Genomic DNA, 25,447 nt, shown 5'->3' with positions numbered 1-25,447 from the left:
GTTCATCCTTGCCGCTTGAAGCCGGTCACGGCGGGGCGTGGCGGCCAGGGCAGGCGTTCGCGCCGCCCCTGGTTGTTGAAAATCAGGCCATCGGTGTCGATGTCCTGCAGCACGATCCCTGGCGCCAGGCGCTGGCCGCGGGCCAGCGTGCGCACCTGCTGGCCGTAGCGCAGCACCACTACGCTGGCCGACAACGGCTGGGCCTTGAGGCCGCCCAGGTAGTGCAGTGGCAAACGGGTGATGACGATCGCGCCGTCATCGACCGGCGCCTGCCAATGGCCGACCATCAACCCAGGCAACTGGGCTGCGGCCGCCTGGGCGGGGCTGGCCGGTTGTGGCTGGCGGCCCAGTTGCAGCACGCACTGCGCCGCCAGCCAACCTGCCAACGTCAGGCAACCACCGGTGAGCAACCGCGCGCCAAGGCTCACGAAGCCAACTGCCGTGGATGCCAGCCCGGGTGCCCCTGCACATAGCGCACCTCGGGCACCTGCAGCGGTGCCAGTTGCCAGTCGGCGCCTTGCCGCGTCAGCCAGGCTTCTACCCGCTGCCAAAGTGGCTCGCCGGCCTGCGACGCGAACTGCAGGCCAAAGGTGCGGCACAGCCCCTGGACCGGTTCCAGGCCGGTGATGCGCTTGCCTTGCGGGCTGTAGCTGACACCCCAGGCCTGGCCTTGCCAGCGCGGCAGGTCTTGGCTGTTGTCCAGCAGCAGCGGGTCGCCGAACAACTGTTCTGCGGCATTTTCCAGCACTTGCTCCACCTGCCGGGCCGGGGCCTCGACCACCGGGGCCGGGTACCCGCCGGTCAGGCTGATCAGGTGCTCGCGGGTGATCGCTGCACCTGCGGCCAATGGGCAGTCATAACGCAGGCCCGGCAGCAGCACAGGCAAATTGTTGTCATCGGCCAGGGCCTGGTGCAGCAGGCGGTCCCAGCTGCCGCCGCGGGTGTCACGCCGCCACAAGGCCTGGGGTGCCTTGGCCAGTGGTTGATCGAGCCACGCCGCGTGGCCGGCGCGCTGTTGGTTCAGTTGTGCCTGAAATTGCCCGGCGCGCACCCGTGCAGCCGGGGAAAGCTGCTGTTCGAACGCTGGGAAGAAACGCCCCTCGAACTGCCATTGCCCGGCCACTTGTTGGCAACGCAGGCGAAACGCCCCACTGCCCCGGCACCCGGCGAACAGCACCGGTACGCGGCGGCCGTTGGCCTGGGTGGCCTGCACGGGCGTCGGCCACAGGTCCTGGCCACGCGCACAGAGCAACACGTCGATTGCCGGCAGCCGTTCAGCCAGCCACAGCCCAGGCCCGGTGCCCACATCGGCCATGGCCACGACCAGGTCGGCTTCGCGCCGGGCCTGCTCGAATACCGGCAGCAAAGACTGGTACCACTGTTTGAGGGAGGCTTTCTGGTCTTGGGCGTAAGGGTCGGTCACGCCGACCACGGCAATCCGCGCACCGCCCCGCTCGAACAGGTGCAGTGCTTCAAGCCCCAGGGTTTCACGTTGTTCGTCGGCCAGCCCCGCGCCCAGCGTAATGGCAGCAGCCTGCCGGTACAGCGCCGTGCTGCGCTGCGGCCAGAGCACACGCTCGTCACTGCTGACGCGTGCGTCGCTGCCCAGCAGTTGGCTGCCCTGCACGCCGCTTTCACCTTGGGTCAGGTAGGCCAGGCCGCTGCCGTTCCAGCCTTGGCCGTTTTCCAGGGTCAGGCTGTTGCCCGCCCCGGCCTCGCCACGCAACTGCTCCAGCAATGCGGCCAGCACGGCGTAACCACCGAGGTTGGCGTGCGCGGCCTGGCTGGCATCGAGCAAGGGGGCCAAGTGCGGGAAGGCGATGCTGGCACTGGCACCGGTCATCCACGGCGCACGCCCCAGGTGGCTGACCGGCCCCAGGCGCGTTGCCGGGACAACGGCCAACCCGGGCTGGCGGGCATCGAGGGTGTCGGCGACATACAGCAAATCCAGGTTGGCCTTGCCACCCCGTTGGCCTGGCAAGGCGGAACAGGCGCCGAGCAAGGGTGCCAAGGCACCGACGCCCATCCAGCTGATCACTTCGCGCCTGTTCACACTGCTTACCATCGAGCCCGCCATCCTTAACCAAGTTCACGTTGGGCTCCGGATGTTGCGGCGTTCGCATGACAGTTTGATGGCAGAAATCAGACAGCAATTCCGAATTGATCTGTCAGTTCCAAAAGTAAGAACGAGTAGTTTTAAGCGCGCGTTCATATTTCTGCCAAGGAATCATCATACTTGCGCTCTAAAGTCGCGGTTTCCTCTAACTCAGCCAACAAAAGGACACCCTGATGAGTCGAGATACCGGCGACAACCTGGACCGGAACCACAGCGGCAATCTGCCGATGGCCAGCGTCATGGACGCCTACCTGAGCCGCCGCAGCATCATGCGCGGCAGCCTGGGCGCCGCCATTGCCATGATCGCCGGGACCGGCCTAACAGGCTGCTTCGACGGTGATGGCGGTTCCGATCACGATGATCCTGTCACCGAACCACCGGTGACCGAGCCACCGGTAACCGAACCGGAAGTCCCGAAACTGGCACTGGGCTTCCAGTCCATCCCAGGCTCGCGCACCGATGCCTGTGTCGTCGCCGCAGGCTACAGCGCCTATGTGCTGGCACCGTGGGGCACCCCGCTGAACAGCAATGGCAACCCGTGGAAGTCCGATGGCAGCAACACCTCGACCGACCAGGCCAATGCCATGGGCATGCACCACGACGGCATGCACTTCTTCCCGATCAATGGCAGCTCCGAAGACGGCTTGCTGGCCATCAACTTCGAATACATCGACGCGGCAGCCCTGCACCCGGCCGGCCCGACCACTGACGTCAACGGCAAGCGCCCGGCCGAAGAAATCCGCAAAGAGATCAACGCCCACGGCGCCGGCGTGGTACGCCTGCAGAAAGTCAGCGGGCGCTGGCAGGTGGTCGACAACGACCCGCTGAACCGCCGCTTCACCACCGCCTCGCGCATGGAGATCACCGGCCCGCTGCGCGGCACCGACCACGTCAAGACCAAGTACTCCACGGGCGGCACCCACTGCCGCGGTACCAACAACAACTGCGGCAACGGCTACACCCCGTGGGGCACCTACCTGACCTGCGAAGAGAACTGGCCGGGCATCTTCGTCAACAAAGGCACCCGCCCTGAAGACCAGCGCCGTATCGGCGTAGGCACCTCCAGCGGCCAGTACAAATGGGAAAGCGCCGCCGGTGACAGCACCGAGGTGAATGACGAATTCGCCCGTTTCGACGTAACGGTCAAAGGCGCCAGCGCCACCGACGACTACCGCAACGAAGCCAGCACCTATGGCTACATCGTCGAGATCGACCCGTACAACAGCGCTACCCTGGCCACCAAGCGCACCGCGCTAGGCCGCTTCCGCCACGAAGGGTGCTGCCCAGGCCTGCCGGTGGCCGGCAAGCCGCTGGTCTGGTACATGGGCGACGACTCGAACAACGAATACTTGTACAAGTTCGTCTCCACGGCCGTGTGGGACGCCGCTGACGCCAGCCCGGCCGACCGCCTGGCCACCGGTGCCAAGTACATGGACCAAGGTAAGCTCTATGTGGCCCGCTTCAATGCCGACGGCACCGGCGTGTGGCTGTTGCTCGACGTCGCCACCCCCACCACCGCCGGCAGCACCCTTGGCGCGCTGTACGGTGACCTGCCGGGCATCATCCTCAACACCCGGGGTGCTGGCGATGCCGTGGGCGCGACCCCGATGGACCGCCCAGAATGGACCACGGTCAACCCGCTCAATGGCGATGTCTACCTGACCCTGACCAACAACAGCGCGCGTACACCAGAGAAAGTCGACGCGGCCAACCCGCGTGGCCCTAACCGCCACGGCCACATCATTCGCTGGCACGACAGCGACGACCAGTTGAGCTTCACCTGGGACATCTTCGTGTTTGGCGCCAATGCCGCCGGTACCGCCGACATCAACCGCTCTGGCCTGACCGAACTGAACCAGTTCGCCAGCCCTGACGGCATGAGCTTCGATAGCCGTGGCGTGTTGTGGTTCGAGACCGACAACGGTGAAACCACGCTGACCGACTACACCAATGACCAGTTGCTGGCGGTAATCCCCACTGACCTGGTAGATGCCACGGGCAAGCAAGTGCCGGTCAACGCGCAGAACCAGGTGGACTTGCGGCGCTTCTTTGTCGGGCCGAACGGTTGCGAGGTGACGGGGATTGCCTTCAGCCCGGACAACAAGTCGATGTTCGTCAACATCCAGCACCCGGAGAACTGGCCGTATACCGACAAGGCGACCGATGCTACCCCGGCTGGGGCTACGGTAAGGCCGCGGGCTTCGACCGTGGTGATTCAGCGTGATGATGGCGGGGAGATCGGGACGGTCTGATCGCCAGCCGGTCAGTCAGCCTTGTGCTGGCTGTACCGGCCTCTTCGCGGGGCAAGCCCGCTCCCACAGGCAAACCCGCCAGTCTCAAGGACAGTGTGGACCTGTGCCCACAAGTACCACACTGGTTTCAAGGGCAGTGAAGTCTCTGTGGGAGGCAAGCCCGCCAGTCTCAAGGACAGTGTGGACCTGTGCCCACAAGTACCACACTGGTTTCAAGGGCAGTGAAGTCTCTGTGGGAGGCAAGCCCGCCAGTCTCAAGGACAGTGTGGTACCTGTGCCCACAGTTACCACGCTGGTTTCAAGGGCAGTGAAGTCTCTTTGGGAGGCAAGCCCGCCAGTCTCAAGGACAGTGTGGACCTGTGCCCACAGGTACCACACTGGTTTCAAGGGCAGTGAAGTCTCTGTGGGAGCGGGCTTGCCCCGCGAAGAGGCCGGCATGGTTTACCAGAGCATGGGCTCACGACTCCTCACCCGCACCTGCTGCGCCGGCACCCGTGCATGCCACTGCACCACCCCCAGCGCCTCGACCTGAAACGCGCTGCGCATCACCCGCCCCTCTTCCTCGAACGACAGCTGCAACAGAAAATGCCCACTGTTGAGCAGCAACCCTTCGCTCAACCGTTCGAACGTCTCGTCATCCACCGCCCCCAACGCCTTGCGCAGCGCAGCGGCATCCACATACCCCGACGCCGGCCGGCCACTGATGATGCGGCTGAGCAGCGCGCGTGGGTAGCGCCCCTCGTATAACGCTTCGAGCATGGGCAGATGCTCCAGGCCCAAGGCATTGGCGTTCAAACGCCAGCCAGTGGTTTGCGGCAAAGCGCACAGCATTGGGTAGCGGCCCTGGCGCGTGGCATCTGGCTCCAGCAGCAAGTTCAGCTCGCTGGTGTCGAGCATCGGTTGGTTGGCCGCCAGGCGCGCGGGTTGCTGGCGCAAGTACTGGGCACTTTCGGCCCCTTGCAGGCGCGTATCGCTGTCATTGTCGAGCCAATCGGCCAGGGCATCGACCAGGCGTTCTGCCGCCATGTCGTCGCCCAGCAGGCGGCGCAACTGGCGCTCGGCCCGCTCACCGTCAGCACCGAGCAATGCGTTGACGTTGAAACACGTGTGCTGGTCGCGCACCCGCAGTTGCGCCTGGCCTGCGCCAAAATCGTAGTTCAGCGGTTGCCCGCGCAAGGCCTGCCAGAACAACGGGCTCAGCCGCCAGGCCGGGTCGCGCAGCGCCTGCTCGGCATAGGCCAAGCCGGCCTGCTCCATGGCCCTGACCTGCACCCGCTGGTGCAACAGGCGCACTTCATCAACCTGGCGCCGGCCATCTTCCACCAGCCAGGCCATACCGGCAGCGAGCATCGCCAACACCATCATCACCATCAGCAGGGCCGCGCCGTGCTGTCGTTTACCGCCCATCTGCACCCGCCTCTCATGCCCAATAAAAACGCCAGTCAACACGCCGGTTGTTGCAGGTAGATGGCAAGGGTGCGTTCCGTCATGTTCACGTCATCTACACGAGGCAGGATTGCCCTTCCTTTTCATGGCCTTACAGGAGTAGTCGCAATGGGTGGCATTGGAATCTGGCAACTGGTGATCGTACTGATGATCGTATTCCTGCTGTTTGGCACCAAGCGCCTCAAGGGCCTGGGCAGCGATGTTGGCGAGGCGATCCAGGGGTTTCGCAAGTCCATGGGCGGTGACAACGACGTCACCCCGCCCGGCACCGCACAGGTGCAGCAACAGGCGCCGTTGACCGGCCAGGCAACGCCCCAGCCGCAAGCGGACCGTCAGGCCTGATGTTCGAGGTAGGCTTCAGCGAGTTGCTGCTGGTCGGCATCGTCGCACTGCTGGTGCTGGGCCCCGAGCGGCTGCCGGTTGCGGCACGCACGCTTGGGCGTGGCCTGGGGCAGGCGCGCAGGGCCATGCAGGGCCTGCGCGCACAGATGGAGCGCGAGATCGAGTTGCCCAACTTCGACAGCGCGCCCCTGCAGCGCCTGGAACAGGAAATGCGCCAGGGCATCAGCCTTGCCGCACCACCAGCCAATGACCCGGCAACCGTCGCTGCACCCAGGGAGAATGCCTCATGAGCCTTGCCATGGACCCTGCGGCAGGCATGCCGCTGACCGAGCACCTGCGCGAACTGCGTAAGCGCCTGGTGCGTTGCCTGGGGCTGGTCGCCCTGGTGTTCGCCGGCCTGTTCCCCTTCGCCCAGACCCTCTACACACTGATCTCGGAGCCACTGCGCCGCTTCCTGCCAGAGGGCGCCAGCATGATCGCGACCAGTGTCACCTCACCGTTCCTGACACCCTTCAAGCTGACCGCGATGTGCGCGCTGTTCGTCGCCATGCCGCTGTTGTTGCACCAGGCCTGGGGGTTTCTGGCGCCGGGGCTGTACCGCCGGGAACGGCGCATTGCCCTGCCGCTGCTGGTGTCGAGCATTCTGCTGTTCTATGCCGGCATGGCGTTCGCGTTCTTTCTGGTGTTCCCGATGATGTTCGGCTTTTTCGCCAGCGTCACGCCCGACGGGGTGGCGATGATGACCGACATCAGCCAGTACCTGGACTTCATCATGGCGCTGTTCCTGGCATTCGGGCTGGCGTTCGAGATCCCGGTGGCGACGTTCATCGTGGTCTGGGTGGGGTTGGCGGATGTGGCGACACTGCGCCGTAGCCGGCCCTACGTGATCGTCGGGTGCTTTGTGGTGGGGATGATTCTGACGCCACCGGACGTATTTTCGCAGACGATGCTGGCGGTGCCGATGTGGGTGCTGTTCGAGGTGGGGTTGTTGGCGTGTAGCGGGTTGAAACGGCCTGAGCCTGGCAATGAAGTTGTGGCGGGATTATAGGGCCTCTTCGCGGGCAAGCCCGCTCCCACAGGGATATCACAAGCTTCAGTACCGGTGATATCCCTGTGGGAGCGGGCTTGCCCGCGAAGAGCTTTAATGCGGTCTAGAAGTCGGCCAGTGGCCAGACTTCATAGGCTGGCGTCTCGTACGGGTGGCTCTGCTTGAGCGCGGCAACGACCTGAGCGATCAGGTCGTCAGCCACCACCAGCTCTACCTTCCATTCCTCGACCACCTCGACCTGGCCGGTTTGCCCGAGAAACGGCTGGCTGCCGTCCAACGGGCGAAACTGGCCCTGGCCCAGGGTTTGCCAGGCGCAGTGGTCATAGTCACCGATTCGCCCGCCACCGGCGGCGAATACGGCAGCCTTGACCACCTCGACATGGCTGGCCGGGACGAAGAAGGCGAGCTTGTACACGCCTTAGTTCACCCAGACGCGCGCGTTGCGGAACATACGCATCAGCGCAGCATCTTCCTGCCACTCATCCGGGCGCCAGGAGTTCTGCACAGCGCGGAACATACGCTCCGGGTGCGGCATCATGATGGTCACGCGGCCGTCACGGCTGGTGAGGCCGGTGATACCACGCGGCGAGCCGTTCGGGTTGGCCGGGTAGGTTTCGGTGACCTTGCCGTGGTTGTCGACGTAGCGCAGGGCCACGCAACCGGACACGTCGGCTTCCAGCAGTGCCGCTTCGTTGGCGAACTCGGCATGGCCTTCGCCGTGGGCGATGGCGATCGGCATGCGCGAACCGGCCATGCCCTGCAGGAAGATCGAGTTGGACTTCTGCACCTCGACCATGGCCACACGGGCTTCGAACTGCTCGGAACGGTTACGCACGAAGTGCGGCCAGAACTCGGTGCCCGGGATCAGCTCGTGCAGGTTGGACATCATCTGGCAACCGTTGCACACGCCCAGGGCGAAGCTGTCGCTACGCTCGAAGAAGGCCTGGAAGGCATCGCGGGCACGGGCGTTGAACAGCGCCGACTTGGCCCAGCCCTCACCGGCACCCAGCACGTCACCGTACGAGAAACCACCGCAGGCAACCAGGCCTTTGAAGGCTTCGAAGTCGACACGGCCAGCGAGGATGTCGCTCATGTGCACGTCAATGGCGGCGAAGCCGGCGCGGTCGAAGGCGGCAGCCATCTCGACCTGGCCGTTGACGCCCTGCTCACGCAGGATCGCCACTTGCGGGCGCACGCCTTTCTTGATGTACGGGGCAGCGATGTCGTCGTTGACGTCGTAGCCCAGCTTGACCGACAGGCCCGGGTTGTCTTCTTCGAGCAGCGCGTCGAATTCCTGGTCGGCGCATTCGGCGTTGTCACGCAGGCGCTGAACCTGGTAGCTGGTCTCGGCCCACTGGCGTTGCAGCAGGCGACGGTCGCCCTTGAACAGTTCCTCACCGTTCAGGCGCACGACCACTTCGCTGTTGTTGATCGGCTGGCCGATCACCGCGACGCAGTCTTCACCCAGGCCAGCGGCGCTGAACTGGGCCAGTACGTCTGGGGTGGCATCCTGGCGAACCTGGATGACCGCACCCAGCTCTTCGTTGAAGAGGATGGCGGCGACTTTTTCCGCTTTGCTGGTCAGGGTGTCCAGCTCCAGGTCGAAGCCGCAATGGCCGGCGAAGGCCATTTCCAGCACGGTGGTCATCAGGCCACCATCGGAACGGTCGTGGTAGGCCAGCAGGTGGCCGTCGGCGTTGAGGCCCTGGATCACGGCGAAGAAGGCCTTGAGGTCTTCGGCATCGTCGACGTCCGGTGCGGCACTGGCCAACTTGCCGTGGGTCTGCGCCAGGATCGAGGCGCCCATGCGGTTCTTGCCGCGGCCCAGGTCGATCAGGATCAGGTCGGTTTCGCCCTTGTCCATGCGCAGTTGCGGGGTCAGGGTCTTGCGGATGTCGGTGACCGGGGCGAAGCCGGTGATGATCAACGACATCGGCGAGGTCACGCTCTTCTCGACGCCCTCTTCGCTCCACTTGGTCTTCATCGACATCGAGTCTTTGCCGACCGGAATGGTGATACCCAACTCAGGGCACAGCTCCATGCCGACAGCCTTGACGGTGTCGTACAGGCGGGCGTCTTCACCCGGGTGGCCGGCGGCGGACATCCAGTTGGCCGACAGTTTGATGTCGGACAGCTTCTCGATCCGCGAGGCGGCAAGGTTGGTCAGGGTTTCGCCGATGGCCATGCGGCCAGACGCCGGGGCGTCGAGCAGGGCCAGCGGGGTGCGCTCACCCATGGCCATGGCTTCACCGGTGTAGACGTCGAAGCTGGTGGCGGTAACGGCGCAGTCGGCCACCGGCACCTGCCATGGGCCGACCATTTGGTCACGGGCTACCAGGCCAGTGATGGTGCGGTCGCCGATGGTGATCAGGAAGCTCTTGCTGGCCACCGCAGGGTGGTGCAGCACGCGCTCGACCGAATCGGCCAGCGACAGGGTGCTTGGGTCGAATTCATCGCCAAGTTCGGCTTCACGGGTGACCGAACGGTGCATGCGCGGCGGCTTGCCCAGCAGCACGTCCAGCGGCATGTCCACCGGGGTGTTGGCGAAGTGGCTGTCGGTCACGGTCAGGTGCGGCTCTTCAGTCGCCTCGCCGACCACGGCGAACGGGCAGCGCTCTCGTTCACAGATGGCCTGGAAGCGGTCGAAGTCGACAGCGCTGACGGCCAGCACGTAACGTTCCTGCGATTCGTTGCTCCAGATTTCGTGCGGGGCCATGCCCGGCTCATCGTTGGGCACATTGCGCAGTTCGAAGCGGCCACCGCGGCCACCGTCGTTGACCAGCTCAGGGAAGGCGTTGGAGATACCGCCGGCGCCAACGTCGTGGATGAAGGCGATCGGGTTCTTGTCGCCCAGCTGCCAGCAGCGGTCGATGACCTCTTGGCAACGGCGCTCCATTTCCGGGTTTTCGCGCTGTACCGAAGCGAAGTCTAGGTCGGCAGAGCTGGCACCGGTGGCGACCGACGAAGCCGCACCGCCACCCAGGCCGATCAGCATGGCCGGGCCGCCGAGCACGATCAGCTTGGCGCCGACGGTGATCTCGCCCTTCTGCACGTGGTCTTCACGGATGTTGCCCATGCCGCCGGCAAGCATGATCGGCTTGTGGTAGCCGCGCACTTCTTCGCCGTGCGGGGTGTTGATCGCCTGCTCGAAGGTACGGAAGTAACCGGTCAGGGCCGGGCGACCGAATTCGTTGTTGAACGCCGCGCCACCCAGTGGGCCTTCGACCATGATGTCGAGGGCGTCGACGATGCGCTCAGGCTTACCGTACGCCTGCTCCCATGGCTGTTCGAAGCCTGGGATGCGCAGGTTGGACACGGTAAAGCCGGTCAGGCCAGCCTTGGGCTTGGCGCCACGGCCGGTGGCGCCTTCGTCGCGGATTTCGCCGCCGGAGCCGGTGGAAGCACCGGAGAACGGCGCGATGGCGGTCGGGTGGTTGTGCGTCTCGACCTTCATAAGGATGTGCACCGGCTCCTGCACCGCGCCGTACTGGCGGGTTTCAGGGTTCGGGAAGAAACGGCCGGCAACGTTGCCGACGATCACCGAGGCGTTGTCCTTGTACGCAGACAGCACGCCTTCGCTGTGCATCTGGTAGGTGTTCTTGATCATGCCGAACAGGCTCTTTTCCTGAGCCTGGCCGTCGATGTCCCAACTGGCGTTGAAGATCTTGTGACGGCAGTGCTCGGAGTTGGCCTGGGCGAACATCATCAGTTCGATGTCGTTCGGGTTGCGCGCAAGGTTCTGGAAAGCGGCGACCAGGTAGTCGATCTCGTCTTCAGCCAGGGCCAGGCCCAGGTCGACGTTGGCCTTGGCCAGGGCGTCGCGGCCACCGGCGAGGATGTCGACCGAGGTCATCGGCTTGGGCTGGGCGTGGCTGAACAGGTCGGATGCCTGCTCCAGCTGGGCCAGCACGCGCTGGGTCATGCGGTCGTGCAGTTCGGCGGCGACGGCCTGTGCATCGGCTTCGCTCAGGTTGCCGGCGACGTAGTAGGCGATGCCGCGCTCAAGGCGCTGGATCGACTGCAGGCCGCAGTTGTGGGCAATGTCGCTGGCCTTGCTGGCCCAGGGCGAGATGGTGCCCAGGCGCGGCACGACCAGGAACAGGCGGCCGGTCGGCTCCTGTACCGGCACACTCGGGCCGTACTTGAGCAGACGGCCCAGCACCTGCTGCTGGTCGGCGGTCAGCTCGCCGTCGACATCGGCGAAGTGGGCGAATTCGGCATACAAACCAGTAACAGCGGGGACTTTCTGGCTCAGTTGCTCGAGTAATTTACCGTGGCGAAAGGCAGAAAGGGCAGGAGCGCCGCGCAGGATCAACATCGTCGGGACAGCCTCAGGAAGGGGTGTGCTTAGAGGCCGTGCATTCTAGCCTAATTCCACGGCTTTCGGCACCTGCTCTACGCCGCGCCTGTCGGGCGGTGGAACCGGACTTGCGGGTCAATATTTCGGGTGCTCGCCTCAAGAGGTTTATGGCCTGTGAGATCGAGCGCCGCCCGCGCGGCGCTCGATCTGCCAGGCGGCACACCTCTAACGGCAAACACCCTGAACACAGAACCCGCTACCAGACAAGCTATCTGTTGTCGAGATATGGCGCTGCCTGTCCTTTGCGTATACTGCAAGCTATGTTCGCCCACACTGCTTTGCGCCAGCGCTGCGCCAGATGGCTCATCGCAACCGGACTCTTTCTGATGCTCGGTGCCTGTGTTGAAAAACCCAGCACCCTCGAGCGCGTGAAGGAGGATGGCGTGCTGCGCGTAATCACCCGCAACAGCCCGGCGACGTATTTCCAGGACCGTAACGGCGAAACCGGCTTCGAATACGAATTGGTCAAGCATTTCGCCGATGATCTCGGCGTAAAGCTGGAGATCGAGACCGCCGACAACCTCGACCAACTGTTCGACGAGCTGGGCAAGCCCTCCGGCCCAGTGCTGGCAGCCGCCGGTCTGGTAAGCAGCGAGCGGCGCAAGACCCAGGCGAAATTCTCCCACCCGTACCTGGAAGTCACCCCTCAAGTCATCTACCGCAACGGCCGCTCGCGCCCGACCGAAGCCAAGGGCCTGGTCGGCAAGAAGATCATGGTGCTCAAGGGCAGCAGCCATGCCGACCAGCTGGCTGAGCTGAAAAAGCAGTATCCGGGCCTGGAATACGAAGAATCCGACGCCGTCGAGGTGGTCGACTTGCTGCGCATGGTCGATGAAGGCCAGATCGACCTGACCCTGGTCGACTCCAACGAACTGGCGATGAACCAGGTGTACTTCCCCAACGTTCGGGTCGCCTTCGACCTGGGCGACACCCGCGACCAGCGCTGGGCGGTGGCGGCCGGCGAGGACAACAGCCTGCTCAACGAGGTCAACGAGTTTCTCGACAAGGCCCAGAAGAACGGCACGCTGCAGCGCCTGAAAGACCGCTATTACGGCCATGTCGATGTACTCGGCTACGTCGGCGCCTATACCTTCGCCCAGCACCTGCAGCAGCGCCTGCCCAAGTACGAGAAACACTTCAAGAGCTACGCCAAGGTCGAACAGGTGGACTGGCGCCTGCTGGCGGCCATCGGCTACCAGGAATCGATGTGGCAGCCGGAAGTCACCTCCAAGACGGGCGTGCGCGGCCTGATGATGCTCACCCAGCGCACGGCGCAGGCCATGGGCGTGTCCAATCGCCTGGACCCGAAACAGAGCATCCAGGGTGGTGCCAAGTACTTCATGCTGATCAAAGAGCAACTCGACGACAGCATCCAGGAACCCGACCGCACCTGGTTCGCACTGGCTGCCTATAACGTTGGCAGCGGCCACCTGGAAGACGCCCGCACCCTGGCCAAGCGCGAGAAGCTCAACCCGAACAAGTGGCTGGACGTGAAGAAAATGCTGCCACGCCTGGCGCAGAAGCAGTGGTACAGCAAGACCAAATACGGCTACGCCCGTGGCGGCGAGCCGGTGCACTTCGTGGCCAACATCCGCCGTTACTACGACATCCTGACCTGGGTGACCCAGCCGCAGCTCGAAGGCCAGGTGGCCGAGGGCAACTTGCATGTGCCTGGGGTAAACAAGGACAAGCCGGCAGAGCAGTCGCCGCCGATGTAACCTGTACGGGCCTGTTCGCAGGAATGACCGGCATTCACTCCCTTCCCGGCTTCATCCGTAAGTTCACAGCACCTCACCCTAAGCGATTTACGTTTCAAGTCTCTTGGAACGCTATACATCGCTTGATGTGATTGCAAAAACCTAACGATTACGCAACTGGTAAATATGCCAGTTGTCGCCTAGCACAGCCCATTTTATATATGCATCTCCACAACCATAGCGCTGGAGATCGACATGACCAAACCACTTATTATTATTGGGTTGCTCAGCCTGACTGCGTTCGCACACGCACAACCACTCCGCCCAGATGATTACAAGGCCGCAGAAGTGAAAAGGGCGGAGTCCCAAGCCAGCACCCCAAATATGGCCGTGGGAAAACTTCATCTTTACAAGAGAAATTCCGACAGCGCCTGCGCATCTTTGAACATAGAATACCGAAAAGAAGCTGCCTACATGGGCAATTACAACTGCGGCAATGATCAGGTTTATTCTTTTAAGGTAAGCAATGCATCAAAGGGCAACACAATAAAACTGGGGAGCGACAGACCTGTAAAAGAATCTGATTACAGCTATTGCCCAGAAAATGACTGGCGCTTCGTACTCGAGGTAACTGACGATGCAGTTGATACAAGCAAAATCTCTATCTCAGACCTTAGAAATATTGAAAACGGGCAAATGGTCGCCACTGGATTAAAAATGCAGAAGAAACACTACAGGAGCGGAACCATCGCTGGAAAGCTCTCTTGTGTAGACACCAACAATCGATAACAACCTAAGTCAGCCCTGTAGCATTCGACACCCCCTCATTTAGCAGGATGGGTGTCGTAATGCTATATCGACCGCCAGAGAATGCGCCTTGATGTATCGTTAGCCACCTGCTACCCCCCCCCTCTTTACCCTTCGCGCCTTGAAGAAGTCACTGAGGATCTGCCCACACTCCTCCGCCAGCACCCCGCCCTCGACCATCACCCGATGGTTGAGGAAGCCCTGGCCAAAGAATTGCCCCTGGCTCTGCACGATACCCGCCTTGGGCTCCAGCGCCCCGTACACAACCCGCGCCACCCGCGAATGCACGATCAACCCCGCGCACATGCTGCAAGGCTCCAGGGTCACATACAGCGTGCTGCCCGGCAGCCGATAGTTGCTCGCCGACTTGGCCGCAGCCCGAATGGCGACCATTTCGGCATGCGCACTCGGGTCGCTGTCGATAATGGGCCGGTTGAAGCCCTGGCCGATTACCTGGCCATGCTGCACCAGCACCGCCCCCACCGGCACCTCGCCCATGGCCGCGCCCTCAGCCGCCAGGGCCAGAGCAATGCGCATGAATTCCTGATCGCGGCTGCGATCGATGATGTGTGGGCGCATCAGACCACCGCTATCGCGGCCATCAGGCCGGTTTCCATGTGGTCGATGACGTGGCAGTGGAACATCCAGGTGCCCGGGTTATCGGCCACAAGTGCCACTTGGGCCCGCTCGTTCTTGCCCAGCAGGTAGGTATCGGTGAACCACGGCTCCTTGATGTCGTGGCGGTTGGAGGCAATCACCTTGAAACTCATGCCATGCAGGTGGATCGGGTGCTGGTACTGGGTCATGTTCTTCAGCTCGAAGATGTAGCTCTTGCCCTTCTGCAGCGTAGCGATGGGCCGGTCGGCGCATGTCTTGTCGGTGATGTCCCAGGCCTGGCCGTTGATCTGCCACAGGCTCGATGGTTTGTTCGGGTCAGGGGTGACAGAGACTTTGGCCGCCCACTCGAAATTGAAGTTGAGCTTTTCAGCATTCTCCAGGTCCGGCTCGGCGATCGGGTTGGCCGGCAGCGCTGGCGGCCAGTCACTCGGCGCGTGGTTGCTCGGCACCGAACGCAGGGTACCCAGGCGCACGAAACCGTCGCGCAGGGAAATTTCCTCACCCGCTTCGGGAATCCGGATGGCCAGGCAGATGCGCATGCCAGGGCCAAGCCAGTACTCGTCTTCCAACAGGCGCGGGGTCACCGGGTTGCCGTCGAGGGCGTAGATCTTCGCCTCGCAGTTGCCCTTGAGGTTAAGGCGGTAGGTCCAGGTGTTGTCCAGGTTCAGCAGGCGCACCCGCACCACCTGGCCGGCCGGCAGCTCGGTGACCGCGTCGGGCTGGCCGTTGATGGTGATCAGCCGCCCGGCAGTGCCGTTACGCGCGGCCTCACGCGGGATGCTGAACGGCAGCCAGGCGCCCTGCTCGTCCACGTGCCAGTTTTTCAGGCTCAGCGTGCGCTCGTGCAGGAACCCGGTAGGCTCGCGCTCCTCGACGATCAATGGCCCGACCAGCCCGCGGCCGAGCTCTTCCGAGCTGCTGACATGTGGGTGATACCAGTAGCTGCCGGCATCCGGCACGCGGAACTTGTAGTCGAAGTATTCGCCCGGCTTGACCGGCAGCTGCGACACGTACGGCACGCCGTCCATTTCCAGCGGCAAGCGGATGCCATGCCAGTGAATGGTGGTTTCGACCGGCAAGTGGTTGATGAACCGCACCCGCAACCAGGTACCCTGGCGTACCCGCAGCTCGGTGCCCGGCGCCGAAGGGCCAAAGGCCCAAGCCTCGGTCTTGAAGCCCGGCACCAGCTCCACGTCCAGGGGCGCGGCGATCAGCTCGTAGTCGTGCCCGGCATTCTCGTCCTCGACCTTGCCCAGCCAGTACCGCGCTGCGCCTCCGGCGCCCAGGCCTACCACAACCAGGCCGGTGAGGCCCTTGAGCATTTGTCGACGGGTGAAGGACATTGGTGCGGGTACCTCGTGTTCGGCGCAATCAAGCTGCCAGCAGGGCTGGCGATGAAGGGCGAATACGATACACCTGCAAATGGGAAAGATTAAGTGAAAGCCACCTTTACTGGCCGTTCAGGCAAGCAATATGCACCGCCTTCATGGCCCGTGCCCCTTCGAGACTGACGTTTATCCTTCCAGCCAGGACAAACGTGATGCCCTCCAACACCCCCACTTCCAACGAACAGCAAAGCCTGCTAACGCTGGCCCGCCAGCTCACCGAAGCCTGCCCTGACATGCGCGAGATGGCCCGCGAAGTTGCCCAACAGGTCCTTGAACGCCACGGCCTGACAACACTGGACCCCGACAACGTTTACCTGCACCGCTTTCACACCGCCGTCAGCAGCCACAAAACCTTCAACGGCTGGCAGCACCTGGACCCGCCGTACGAATCGCTGACCTTGCCCCAACTGGTCATGCACCGCTTCGATGCCAACGACCAGGACAACGCCGACCTGCTGAGTTACCTCGTTGGCTTTTACACCGAAGGGCCTGGCGGGGATGCCTACGACGAGCGTAATGAAATCCGGCTTGAAGCCAAGGACGTTCTGGAATACTTCTGGAGCATCGACTTTGCCGTCGATTTCAAAGATCGGCTGACGTCTTTCTGGTCGAAACAGGCGGGCCACTTCCGGACGTTGGCCAAGGCCAATTTCCTCAGCAAAGTACTGGAAGCCTGCGCCCATGACCCCGCGTCAGCGCTGGCCAGCCACTGCCGCGATGTCGTGCAGGCGCTGGCGGGTGACACACCCTGGCCGCCGTCACTGGAAGCGCTGCAACAACAGGTAGTACCTGACGCTGGCGTGCGCGTGTGCACGTTCGATATCGGCGGGCATGTGGCCACAGATATCCTGCGTCTGCAGCTCAAAGATGGCAGCCAGCTGATCTACCTACCTGGCGACGTCGATGGCCTGCATTACTTTGCGGATGACCAGGCACTGTTCTGGTGGGTACTCATCAACTGCAACCATGCCGATAACCGCGCACGCTTCCTGGCGCACTTCTCCCTCGATGACCGCGATGAGGGCGACAGCAAGGTCGGCCTCAATCACCTGGTCGATCTGCTGTACCAAGGCTGGGGCAGGGATGATTATTCCGGCATCAACACCCTCGATCAGCAGATCCATAAGGACGTCTTCGACTGGCTGCGCGACAAAGCCCTACAGCGGATGATCGATGATGCGCACTTCTCCCTGCGCTCCAACGCCGACTTGCGCAAACAACTGTGGATCGGCTACCTGAGTGCCGGCCTGAAAGTGTTTGGCCCCCTGGCGGCAGTGGACTGGCCCGTGGCATTGGCGCTGGTCGGCGCCGGCATCGCTGAAACGGGCTTGAACATCGACCAGGCAATTACCGGGCATACCACCCGCGAACGCAAGGCAGGCGTTACCGGGGCAATCTTTGCTGCCATCGAGACGCTGTTCAACGCAACGTTTTTGCTCAGCGCACCGAGCAAACCACTCGCCGAACTCGGCGAAGCCGCTGAAACAGGCGGAGAAACGGGTGCAGGGCAAAGCCCCACAGCACCAGAAGAACCCGCCGCTGTTGGCGAAACCGAACCCAGCGACGAAGACCCTTCAAGCGTAGCGGACGCCGTGAACACCTGGGTACCAACGCCCTTCCAGCCAGTGAAACGCTGGGCGCTGTTGAAGCCCTTCGAAACCAATATGCTGCTCAGCGGCGAGCCTGGCTCGGGCACCTTCGCAGGCATTTACACACAAGACGGGCAGTTTTATGCGCTAGTCGAGGAGCAGCCTTACCAGGTGCGCTTTGTGCCCGAACTGAATACCTGGACCATCGTCGACCCGGAAAACCCGTTTTCTTTCTACAAGCACCAACCCATCCGCCTTGATGCCGATGGCCAGTGGTACCCCCTCGAACGTGGAGGCCTCAAAGGCGGCATGCTCTCGCGGTTGAAGATCTGGGGCAGGCCATCAGCGGCGGCGAACGTGCCTGCCCTTGCCGAAACCCCTTATGAAGTCCCCCCCAGCTTGCGCTCTGCACTTGCGGACGTGGCGGACGAGGAGATCACAGGCGCACGGGAAAACATTCACGACCCTGAACGATACGCTGCCATCGCGCGCTTTCGCACCCTGCGTGAGCAACTGGCGACCGATGCCAACCAGTTCATGACCACGGTAGATGTGCCAGCTCGCCCGCCAATACCGGAATTACCTGCTGGAACTACGCCTAAACAGGTACTGCAACGTATCTATGAAAACAGCAACGGTCTAGTGGTCGGCGAGTCGCACAGCAGCCTTGGCAGCAAGCGGTTGTTGATCGAAAACATGGGACAGTTGCGCAAGCTGAAAGTGAAGACGCTGTACATGGAGCATTTCACCACCGATTTCCAGCAAGCGGACCTCGACACCTTCAACCGTAGCGGCGTCATGCCGAGGGCGCTGGAGCGGTATGTCACGGCTCAGGACTTCGGGCACCACACCGACCCTGCCGGTCGCTACACCTTCCGCCGGATACTGCTTGAAGCACACAGAAATGGCGTGCGCATCCAGTCCATCGACTGCATGGCCAGCTATCGTCAGGCATGGGCAGAGCCGGTGTCCGATGTAGCGCGTCAGCAAATGATGAATTTCTACGCCCACCTGATCATCGACGCTGACCAGGCTACGCGTGGCCCAGGAAGGTGGATTGCGCTAGTCGGTAACACTCACGCCAACAACTTCCATGGCGTTACCGGCCTGGCTGAAACCGAAGGTGCGATTGGATTGCGGGTCGAAGATACCCCTGCCGGCGGAGTCGATACCTACACAGCCGACCCCGGCACGGATTCCGCTGACAGCAAAGGCAAGCTGTGGCACTTGCAAAGCGACCTGCGGCTGCAAGCGGCGGTAACCCCTGCGCGCTCACCGTCGCCAGACCTGGAAAGCATGCTGGTCAGGCCAGGTGACTACACCTTCGAAGAGGCCAACGGCGAGCAGTACCTGGTTAACCGCAGCCGTGACATGCGCTTGCGACGCACATTGATCAGGCGGGATGGGCGCTTCTACTACATCGAACGGCCAGACTGGCCAACCGTCCATCAACGCCGCCTGACGCACCTTTCCGATCTACATACTTGGCTGAGGCAGCGTGGCATGCGGCACATCACACCTTGAGCTGCTTACGTTTGCTCACCGACTCGCCGACCGTCGTATACGCACAATGGCGCTTTCAACGTGAGGCCGAACGTATGACAGCCATAAGCTTTCGCCCCGCAGTACCTGAAGATGCCGCAGCGTGTATGACCCTGCGCGCATTGACCCAGGAAAACGCATTCACAGAAGAAGACCTGCGCGCGCTGGGCATCACCGTCGATTCATGGAGCAGCGGCATTCGCGATGGAAGCGGCCCAGGCTTCGTGGCCTGGACGTCGACAGGCGAGCACGACGAAGCGGGAGATGAGATCTTGCAGCTCAGGGTCGATAGACGCGCTCGGTGAAACGCAAAAGCCCGCAATCATGCGTAATGCTGTTCACTTAAGTTATCCATCGCCTGTATGGGGGCCGCTTTGCGGCCCATCGCGGCACAAGGCCGCTCCCACAATGTTCGCGCATGCCCTGTAAATAGGGTTATTACGCGGTCGGTGTGGGAGCGGCCTTGTGCCGCGAAGGGCCGCAGAGCGGCCCCGGCATTCTTAAGTGAACAGCATTACGCAATCATGCGGGCTTTTGGTAGCTTCCTGCTATCGGACGCCGGCCGTGGCCGGGCGCGAAATCATTCCCACTCGATAGTGGCCGGCGGCTTGCTCGACACGTCGTAAGTGACGCGCGAGATACCTTCGATTTCGTTGATGATACGGCCGCTGACGGTCTCCAGCAGCTCGTACGGCAGGTGTGCCCAACGCGCAGTCATGAAGTCCACGGTCTCGACGGCACGCAGGGCCACGACCCAAGCGTAACGACGGCCGTCGCCAACGACGCCAACCGACTTGACCGGCTGGAACACCACGAAGGCCTGGCTGGTCTTGTGGTACCAGTCGGCTTTGCGCAGTTCTTCGATGAAGATGTGGTCGGCGCGACGCAGAATGTCAGCGTATTCCTTCTTCACTTCACCGAGGATACGCACGCCCAGGCCTGGGCCTGGGAACGGGTGGCGGTAGACCATGTCGTACGGCAGGCCCAGCTCCAGGCCGATCTTGCGGACTTCGTCCTTGAACAGCTCGCGCAGCGGCTCGACCAGCTTGAGGTTCATTTCCTCTGGCAGGCCACCGACGTTGTGGTGCGACTTGATCACGTGGGCCTTGCCGCTCTTGGCGCCAGCCGACTCGATCACGTCCGGGTAGATGGTGCCCTGGGCCAGGAACTGGATGTTGTCCAGCTTGCTGGCTTCGGCATCGAAGATGTCGATGAAGGTGCGACCGATGATCTTGCGCTTCTTCTCAGGGTCCGCTTCGCCTTCCAGGTTGCCCAGGAATTGTGCCTCGGCGTCGGCACGGATCACCTTGACGCCCATGTTCTCTTTGAACATGGCCATCACCTGGTCGCCTTCATGCAGGCGCAGCAGGCCGTTGTCGACGAACACGCAGGTCAGCTGGTCACCAATGGCGCGGTGCAGCAGCGCGGCAACCACGGAGGAGTCCACGCCGCCGGACAAGCCCAGCAGGACGTTGGCCGAACCAACTTGCTCACGCACCTGGGCGATGGCGTCTTCGACGATGTTGGACGGGGTCCACAGGGCTTCGCAGCCGCAGATGTCCTGAACGAAGCGCGAGAGAATGCGACCGCCCTGCTTGGTGTGGGTCACTTCCGGGTGGAACTGCACGCCGTAGTAGCCGCGCGCGTCGTCGAACATGCCGGCAATCGGGCAGCTCGGGGTGCTGGCCAGCACGTGGAAGTCGCCAGGCATCTGGGTGACCTTGTCACCGTGGCTCATCCACACGTCCAGGCCCAGCACGCCGTCGGCGTCTACGTGGTCTTCGATGCCGTCGAGCAGGCGGCTCTTGCCGACCACATCAACGCGGGCGTAGCCGAATTCGCGCAGGTCGGAACCGGTCACCTTGCCGCCCAGTTGCTCGGCCATGGTCTGCATGCCGTAGCAGATGCCCAGCAACGGTACGTTCAGGTCGAACACAGCCTGCGGCGCGCGCGGGCTGTTGGCTTCGTGTACCGACTCGGGGCCGCCGGCGAGGATAATGCCGCGCGGGTTGAATTCGCGGATCGCTTCATCGTCCATGTCGAACGGATGCAGTTCGCAGTAGACACCGATCTCGCGCACGCGGCGGGCGATCAGCTGGGTGTACTGGGAACCGAAATCGAGGATCAGGATGCGGTGAGCGTGAATGTCGAGGGCCATGACTCAATCTCGTCAGTGGAAATCGGAAACGACGCGGGGCTGTCGTGACAGCCCCGCATGCTGATAGTGCTGGAAGCCTCAGCCTACGCGGTAGTTAGGGGCTTCTTTGGTGATCTGCACGTCATGCACGTGGGACTCGGCCATGCCGGCACCGGTGATGCGCACGAATTCCGGCTTGGTGCGCATCTCTTCGATGGTTGCGCTGCCGGTGTAGCCCATGGACGAACGCAGGCCGCCCATCAGCTGGTGGATGATAGCTGCCAAGGCACCCTTGTACGGTACGCGGCCTTCGATGCCTTCCGGTACCAGCTTCTCGGCGCCGGCCGAGGAGTCCTGGAAGTAACGGTCGGACGAGCCCTGCGCCTGTGCCATGGCACCCAGCGAGCCCATGCCGCGGTAGGCCTTGTAGGAGCGGCCCTGGAACAGCTCGACTTCACCTGGGGCCTCTTCGGTACCGGCGAACATCGAACCCATCATCACGCAGGAAGCACCGGCAACGATGGCCTTGGACAGGTCACCGGAGAAGCGGATACCACCGTCGGCGATCAGCGGGACGCCCGTGCCTTCCAGCGCAGCGGCGACGTTGGCGATGGCGCTGATTTGCGGCACGCCGACACCGGCGACGATGCGGGTGGTGCAGATCGAGCCTGGGCCGATACCGACCTTGACGGCGTCTGCGCCAGCCTCAGCCAGGGCCTTGGCCGCAGCGCCGGTGGCGATGTTGCCGCCGATCACCTGCACTTGCGGGTAGGTTTCCTTGACCCAGCGTACGCGGTCGATCACGCCTTTGGAGTGACCGTGGGCGGTGTCCACCACCACCACGTCAACGCCAGCGGCAACCAGGGCAGCAACGCGCTCGCCGGTGTCCTTGCCGGTACCGACGGCAGCACCGACGCGCAGGCGACCTTGGTCGTCCTTGCTGGCCAACGGGTAGGCCTTGGCTTTTTCGATGTCTTTGACGGTCATCATGCCCTTGAGGCTGAACTTGTCGTCGACGATCAGGACTTTTTCCAGGCGGTGCTTGTGCAGCAGCTCGCGGACTTCGTTCTTGTTGGCGCCTTCGCGCACGGTGACCAGACGCTCTTTGGGCGTCATCACATCGCGGACCTTGGCATCCAGACGGGTTTCGAAGCGCACGTCACGGGAGGTGACGATACCGACCAGGTCACCGTTCTCCAGCACCGGAACACCCGAAATGTTGTTCAGGCGGGTCAGGTCGAACAGGTCGCGCACGGTGGCGTCTGCTTCGATGGTGATCGGGTCCTTGACCACGCCAGCCTCGAACTTCTTGACCTTGCGCACTTCGCCGGCCTGCTGTTCGATGGTCATGTTCTTGTGGATGATGCCGATGCCGCCTTCCTGAGCCATGGCAATGGCCAGACGCGCTTCGGTCACGGTATCCATGGCGGCGGAAACCAGAGGGATGTTCAGCTCGATGCCACGAGTCAAACGGGTCTTGAGACTGACTTCATTGGGCAGTACCTCGGAATAGCCAGGTACAAGGAGGATATCGTCGAAAGTCAGGGCTTCTTGGCTGATACGCAGCATCGCGGGGGCTCCCGGGCGGGAAAAATGGAAGCGCGCCATTATACTCATCCACGGCGCGCCGCTCAATGCAAAATAAGGGCCTTCGGTCAGCGTTCTGGCAGTTTTACCTGCACGACCGCCACTGGCTGGTCGAGCCAGTCGGCGAAGCTGTCGAGAAAGGCCTGGGTGAACCCGGCCTCGCCCCAGTTGTTGAAGATGAACCCCAGGTTGGAAAAGGCACATGGCTGCAGGTAAAGAAAGCCATTGATGTCGTCTTCGAAGCCGCACAGCGGGCAGGTAAAGTTGTCACTGACCCCTGGCATCCACTCCTCCAGGCTCTCGAACAGCGGCTCGCCGACTTCACGGCGGCACTCCGGGCAGCCGGCTTCTTCGAGAAAACCGTCGGTCGGGGTATAGATGCAGCGCTTGAGCATGATCTCGAGGCCGCTGGCCTGCTCACCGAAGGGCAGTTTCTCGGGGTGCAGGGCTACCTTGCGCGCACCTTCGGCCAAGGCATGGCCCATGCGGTTTCCGGTGCGGCCACAGGTGGTGAGTTGCTCTTCGACGATTTTCTCGCGCACCAGCCAGCGTACGATCGCCCGGGCGCGGGCCTCGTTGGCCGGAACGGTGGAAAGCTTGGGGACGATGATGCTCTGGGTGTTCATTAAGGAAGCAAACCTGCGAACTGCGGTAATGCCGCAATTCTACCGCTCACAGGCTCAGGTAGCGACCAATCATGGCCAAGCCACTGGCCAGCACCAGCCACGTGACCAGGCGCACAAAGGCCTCGCGGGACAGTTTCAGCGTCAGCCGGCGCCCTAACCACAAGCCGAAGAACATCACCGGCAACAGGCAGGCAGCGAGCAACAGCAGGCTGCTGTCGGCGTAGACCCCGGCGATCAGGAACAGCGACAGGCGCACCACCGTGCTGCAACTGATCAACGCACTTTGGGTAGCCCGCACCTGCTCTTTCGCCTCCAGGCGAGCACTGAGGTACAGCGCATAGAGAAAACCACCACTGCCGAACAATGCGCCGAACAAGCCCCCTATCGTGCCCATGGGTACCGCCCAGAAGCCGGACAAGGTCGCCGGACGCACCTTCACCGCCAGGTTATAGAACGCATAGGCGCTGACGAACAGGCCCATCAGCAACAGCAGTAGGTCGGACTTGAGCCGCAGCAGGAACACCACCCCCAAGGTGCACCCTATCGCCATGAAGGGCAGCAGACGCAGCAGCTCGCCGCGCACCACATCCCGGCGCGACGGCAGCAAGTTGCCGAAGGCCGCCACGAAGTCCAGCAGCACCAACAGCGGGATGATCCGGGACAGCGGCATGAAGTGGATCAGCACCGGCGCCGCGACCAGCGCAGTGCCGAAACCGGCAATGCCGAAAACGATGTAGGCCAGGCCGACACCGAGCAGGATGGGCAGCCAATCGAGGCCGGAAAAGGACAATGAGGTGAACATGGCGTGTGTTCCTGAGATGTTACGCAAAGGTTAGCCAGCCATGAGCCATGCCGACTAATATGCCTTTGCGCCATTACCCATCTCGAAAAGGCATGACATGACGTCGATCCGCCAGTTGCGTTACTTCGTGGAAATTGCCGAGAGCGGCAGTTTCAGCGCCGCCGCCGAGCGGCTGTACATCGCCCAGTCGGCGCTGAGCCGGCAGATCAAGGAGCTGGAGCAGCACCTGGGCACGCCATTGTTCGAACGCACTGCGCGCCTGCCACGCCTGACGCTCGCCGGGGACGCCTTTTTGCAGCGTGCCCGCCGCTTGCTGGCCGACCTGGCACAGGCCGAGCGCATCACCCGCGACATGGGCGACGGCTTGCAAGGCAGCCTGCGCCTGAACCACTCCAGCACCGTGCCGCTGACCGGGCCTCTGCTGGCTCGCTTGGGCGCGTACTTGCAAGGCAACCCTGGGATTGCACTGGAGATTGCGCAGCAGTCTTCAGAGGCGCAATTGGAAGATATCGCCGCCGGGCGGCTGGATATCGGCCTGTTGCGGCTGCCGGTGCTGCGCCAGCATGAAGGCGTGGTGCTGCATGAGCTGTTCAGCGAGCCTTTGTTGCTGGCTGTCGCCGCCGGGCACCCCTTGGCTAAAGCGCCGGTCGTGCAACTGGAGCAGCTACGTGGCGAGCGCTTCATTTCGATTCCTCACCGGGACCGCGGCGGGTTGAGCTACTTGTCGGCCTCGCTGTGCATGAATGCAGGGTTTTTCCCGCAGGCGGCCCAGGTGGTTTCACGCAAGACCACGCAGCTGCAGCTTATTCAGGCAGGGTTCGGGGTGGCGCTGTTGCCGGCATGCATGCGCGATATTGCGCCGGCATCGGTCAGGTTCGTGGCGCTGGGTGAGGTGTGTGAGAGTACGGTGGCACTGGCGTGTCGGCGGGATGCTGGGCTGATGGTGCGCCAGTTTTTGGCGGCGATGCAGGGGGTGTGATGGGGGCCTTGGTGCATGACGGGGGATTTTCGGCGGCGTTGAGATCGAGCGCCCAACACCCGCACGCCCCCAACCCAATTCCCGCCACCCCCCGATGTCCTTTATGATGCC

Annotated in this window: 20 protein-coding genes; 9 read left to right on the top strand and 11 right to left on the bottom strand. The window is 62.8% G+C overall.

The annotated features are described in order from the left end of the window. Positions 1-2: 2 nt before the first annotated feature. Together HU750_RS01110 and HU750_RS01105 are read right to left on the bottom strand one after the other, a co-directional pair. Positions 3-428, bottom strand: coding sequence for a pilus assembly protein PilZ (locus HU750_RS01110; RefSeq protein WP_186675786.1), 426 nt, complete (start codon positions 426-428; stop codon positions 3-5). Further along, positions 425-2,065, bottom strand: coding sequence for a bifunctional UDP-sugar hydrolase/5'-nucleotidase (locus tag HU750_RS01105; protein ID WP_186675784.1), 1,641 nt, complete (start codon positions 2,063-2,065; stop codon positions 425-427). The genes HU750_RS01110 and HU750_RS01105 overlap by 4 nt, the downstream gene beginning before the upstream one ends. Before the next feature lie 224 nt (positions 2,066-2,289). Here HU750_RS01105 and HU750_RS01100 point away from each other — a divergent pair, with 224 nt between their 5' ends. Continuing rightward, positions 2,290-4,368, top strand: a complete 2,079-nt coding sequence (locus HU750_RS01100; RefSeq protein ID WP_186675782.1) for a PhoX family protein — start codon at positions 2,290-2,292, stop codon at positions 4,366-4,368. 441 nt (positions 4,369-4,809) lie between these two features. On the opposite strand, the gene gspK is transcribed toward HU750_RS01100, so the two are convergent. Continuing rightward, positions 4,810-5,775, bottom strand: a complete 966-nt coding sequence (gene gspK / locus HU750_RS01095) for a type II secretion system minor pseudopilin GspK (protein WP_186675780.1) — start codon at positions 5,773-5,775, stop codon at positions 4,810-4,812. A gap of 147 nt (positions 5,776-5,922) precedes the next feature. Between gspK and tatA the strand changes: the two genes are divergently transcribed. The 3 genes from tatA to tatC are packed head-to-tail and all read left to right on the top strand — an operon-like array spanning position 5,923 to position 7,204. Further along, positions 5,923-6,156, top strand: a complete 234-nt coding sequence (gene tatA / locus HU750_RS01090; protein ID WP_099428441.1) for a twin-arginine translocase TatA/TatE family subunit — start codon at positions 5,923-5,925, stop codon at positions 6,154-6,156. Then, entirely contained in the window at positions 6,156-6,446 is a 291-nt protein-coding gene (gene tatB / locus HU750_RS01085) for a Sec-independent protein translocase protein TatB (RefSeq protein ID WP_186675777.1), read from the top strand. Before tatA ends, tatB begins: the two co-directional genes overlap by 1 nt. Next, complete coding sequence (gene tatC, locus HU750_RS01080) at positions 6,443-7,204, top strand: twin-arginine translocase subunit TatC (RefSeq protein WP_027595690.1); 762 nt, start codon at positions 6,443-6,445, stop codon at positions 7,202-7,204. Before tatB ends, tatC begins: the two co-directional genes overlap by 4 nt. 103 nt (positions 7,205-7,307) lie before the next feature. On the opposite strand, the gene HU750_RS01075 is transcribed toward tatC, so the two are convergent. Beyond that, positions 7,308-7,619: a YqfO family protein gene (locus tag HU750_RS01075; RefSeq protein ID WP_027595689.1), complete on the bottom strand. Its 312-nt coding sequence runs from the start codon at positions 7,617-7,619 to the stop codon at positions 7,308-7,310. Between the two features lie 3 nt (positions 7,620-7,622). Beyond that, positions 7,623-11,522 (bottom strand): phosphoribosylformylglycinamidine synthase, encoded by a 3,900-nt coding sequence (gene purL, locus HU750_RS01070; RefSeq protein ID WP_186675775.1) that lies wholly within the window; start codon positions 11,520-11,522, stop codon positions 7,623-7,625. A gap of 302 nt (positions 11,523-11,824) precedes the next feature. Between purL and mltF the strand changes: the two genes are divergently transcribed. After that, the gene (gene mltF, locus HU750_RS01065; protein ID WP_186676186.1) at positions 11,825-13,282 is read left to right on the top strand and encodes a membrane-bound lytic murein transglycosylase MltF; all 1,458 of its coding nucleotides are present in this window, start codon (positions 11,825-11,827) and stop codon (positions 13,280-13,282) included. Between the two features lie 234 nt (positions 13,283-13,516). Beyond that, positions 13,517-14,050 carry a hypothetical protein gene (locus HU750_RS01060; RefSeq protein WP_186675773.1) on the top strand — a complete coding sequence of 178 codons (534 nt, stop codon included), beginning with the start codon at positions 13,517-13,519 and terminating at the stop codon, positions 14,048-14,050. A 99-nt stretch (positions 14,051-14,149) separates the two neighbouring features. Here the strand turns inward: HU750_RS01060 and tadA are convergent, their stop codons facing one another. Both tadA and HU750_RS01050 read right to left on the bottom strand, forming a co-directional pair. Then, a complete protein-coding gene (gene tadA / locus HU750_RS01055; RefSeq protein ID WP_186675770.1) occupies positions 14,150-14,647 on the bottom strand; it encodes a tRNA adenosine(34) deaminase TadA in 498 nt (165 codons plus the stop codon). After that, positions 14,647-16,029: a multicopper oxidase family protein gene (locus HU750_RS01050; RefSeq protein ID WP_186675767.1), complete on the bottom strand. Its 1,383-nt coding sequence runs from the start codon at positions 16,027-16,029 to the stop codon at positions 14,647-14,649. Before HU750_RS01050 ends, tadA begins: the two co-directional genes overlap by 1 nt. Before the next feature lie 197 nt (positions 16,030-16,226). Here HU750_RS01050 and HU750_RS01045 point away from each other — a divergent pair, with 197 nt between their 5' ends. Both HU750_RS01045 and HU750_RS01040 read left to right on the top strand, forming a co-directional pair. Then, a complete protein-coding gene (locus HU750_RS01045; RefSeq protein WP_186675764.1) occupies positions 16,227-19,187 on the top strand; it encodes a membrane-targeted effector domain-containing toxin in 2,961 nt (986 codons plus the stop codon). 74 nt (positions 19,188-19,261) lie between these two features. Next, entirely contained in the window at positions 19,262-19,510 is a 249-nt protein-coding gene (locus tag HU750_RS01040) for a hypothetical protein (protein ID WP_186675761.1), read from the top strand. Positions 19,511-19,785: 275 nt separating this feature from the next. Here the strand turns inward: HU750_RS01040 and guaA are convergent, their stop codons facing one another. The 4 genes from guaA to HU750_RS01020 all read right to left on the bottom strand — a co-directional run bounded on the left by guaA (position 19,786) and on the right by HU750_RS01020 (position 24,357). After that, positions 19,786-21,363, bottom strand: a complete 1,578-nt coding sequence (gene guaA / locus HU750_RS01035; RefSeq protein WP_027595681.1) for a glutamine-hydrolyzing GMP synthase — start codon at positions 21,361-21,363, stop codon at positions 19,786-19,788. A 78-nt stretch (positions 21,364-21,441) separates the two neighbouring features. Next, positions 21,442-22,911, bottom strand: a complete 1,470-nt coding sequence (gene guaB, locus HU750_RS01030) for an IMP dehydrogenase (protein ID WP_027595680.1) — start codon at positions 22,909-22,911, stop codon at positions 21,442-21,444. Between the two features lie 86 nt (positions 22,912-22,997). After that, entirely contained in the window at positions 22,998-23,555 is a 558-nt protein-coding gene (locus HU750_RS01025; RefSeq protein WP_027595679.1) for a hypothetical protein, read from the bottom strand. Between the two features lie 46 nt (positions 23,556-23,601). Next, positions 23,602-24,357 (bottom strand): sulfite exporter TauE/SafE family protein, encoded by a 756-nt coding sequence (locus HU750_RS01020; protein ID WP_186675758.1) that lies wholly within the window; start codon positions 24,355-24,357, stop codon positions 23,602-23,604. Positions 24,358-24,454: 97 nt separating this feature from the next. On the opposite strand from HU750_RS01020, the gene HU750_RS01015 reads away from it, so the two are divergent. Continuing rightward, entirely contained in the window at positions 24,455-25,336 is an 882-nt protein-coding gene (locus HU750_RS01015; protein ID WP_186675755.1) for a LysR family transcriptional regulator, read from the top strand. The last annotated feature ends 111 nt before the right edge of the window (positions 25,337-25,447 follow it).

This window comes from Pseudomonas sp. SWRI50 (assembly GCF_014269095.1).
Lineage (GTDB): Bacteria > Pseudomonadota > Gammaproteobacteria > Pseudomonadales > Pseudomonadaceae > Aquipseudomonas > Aquipseudomonas kermanshahensis.
The sequence above is the reverse complement of the archived record's forward strand: the minus strand, read 5'-3'. Positions and strand labels throughout refer to the sequence as shown.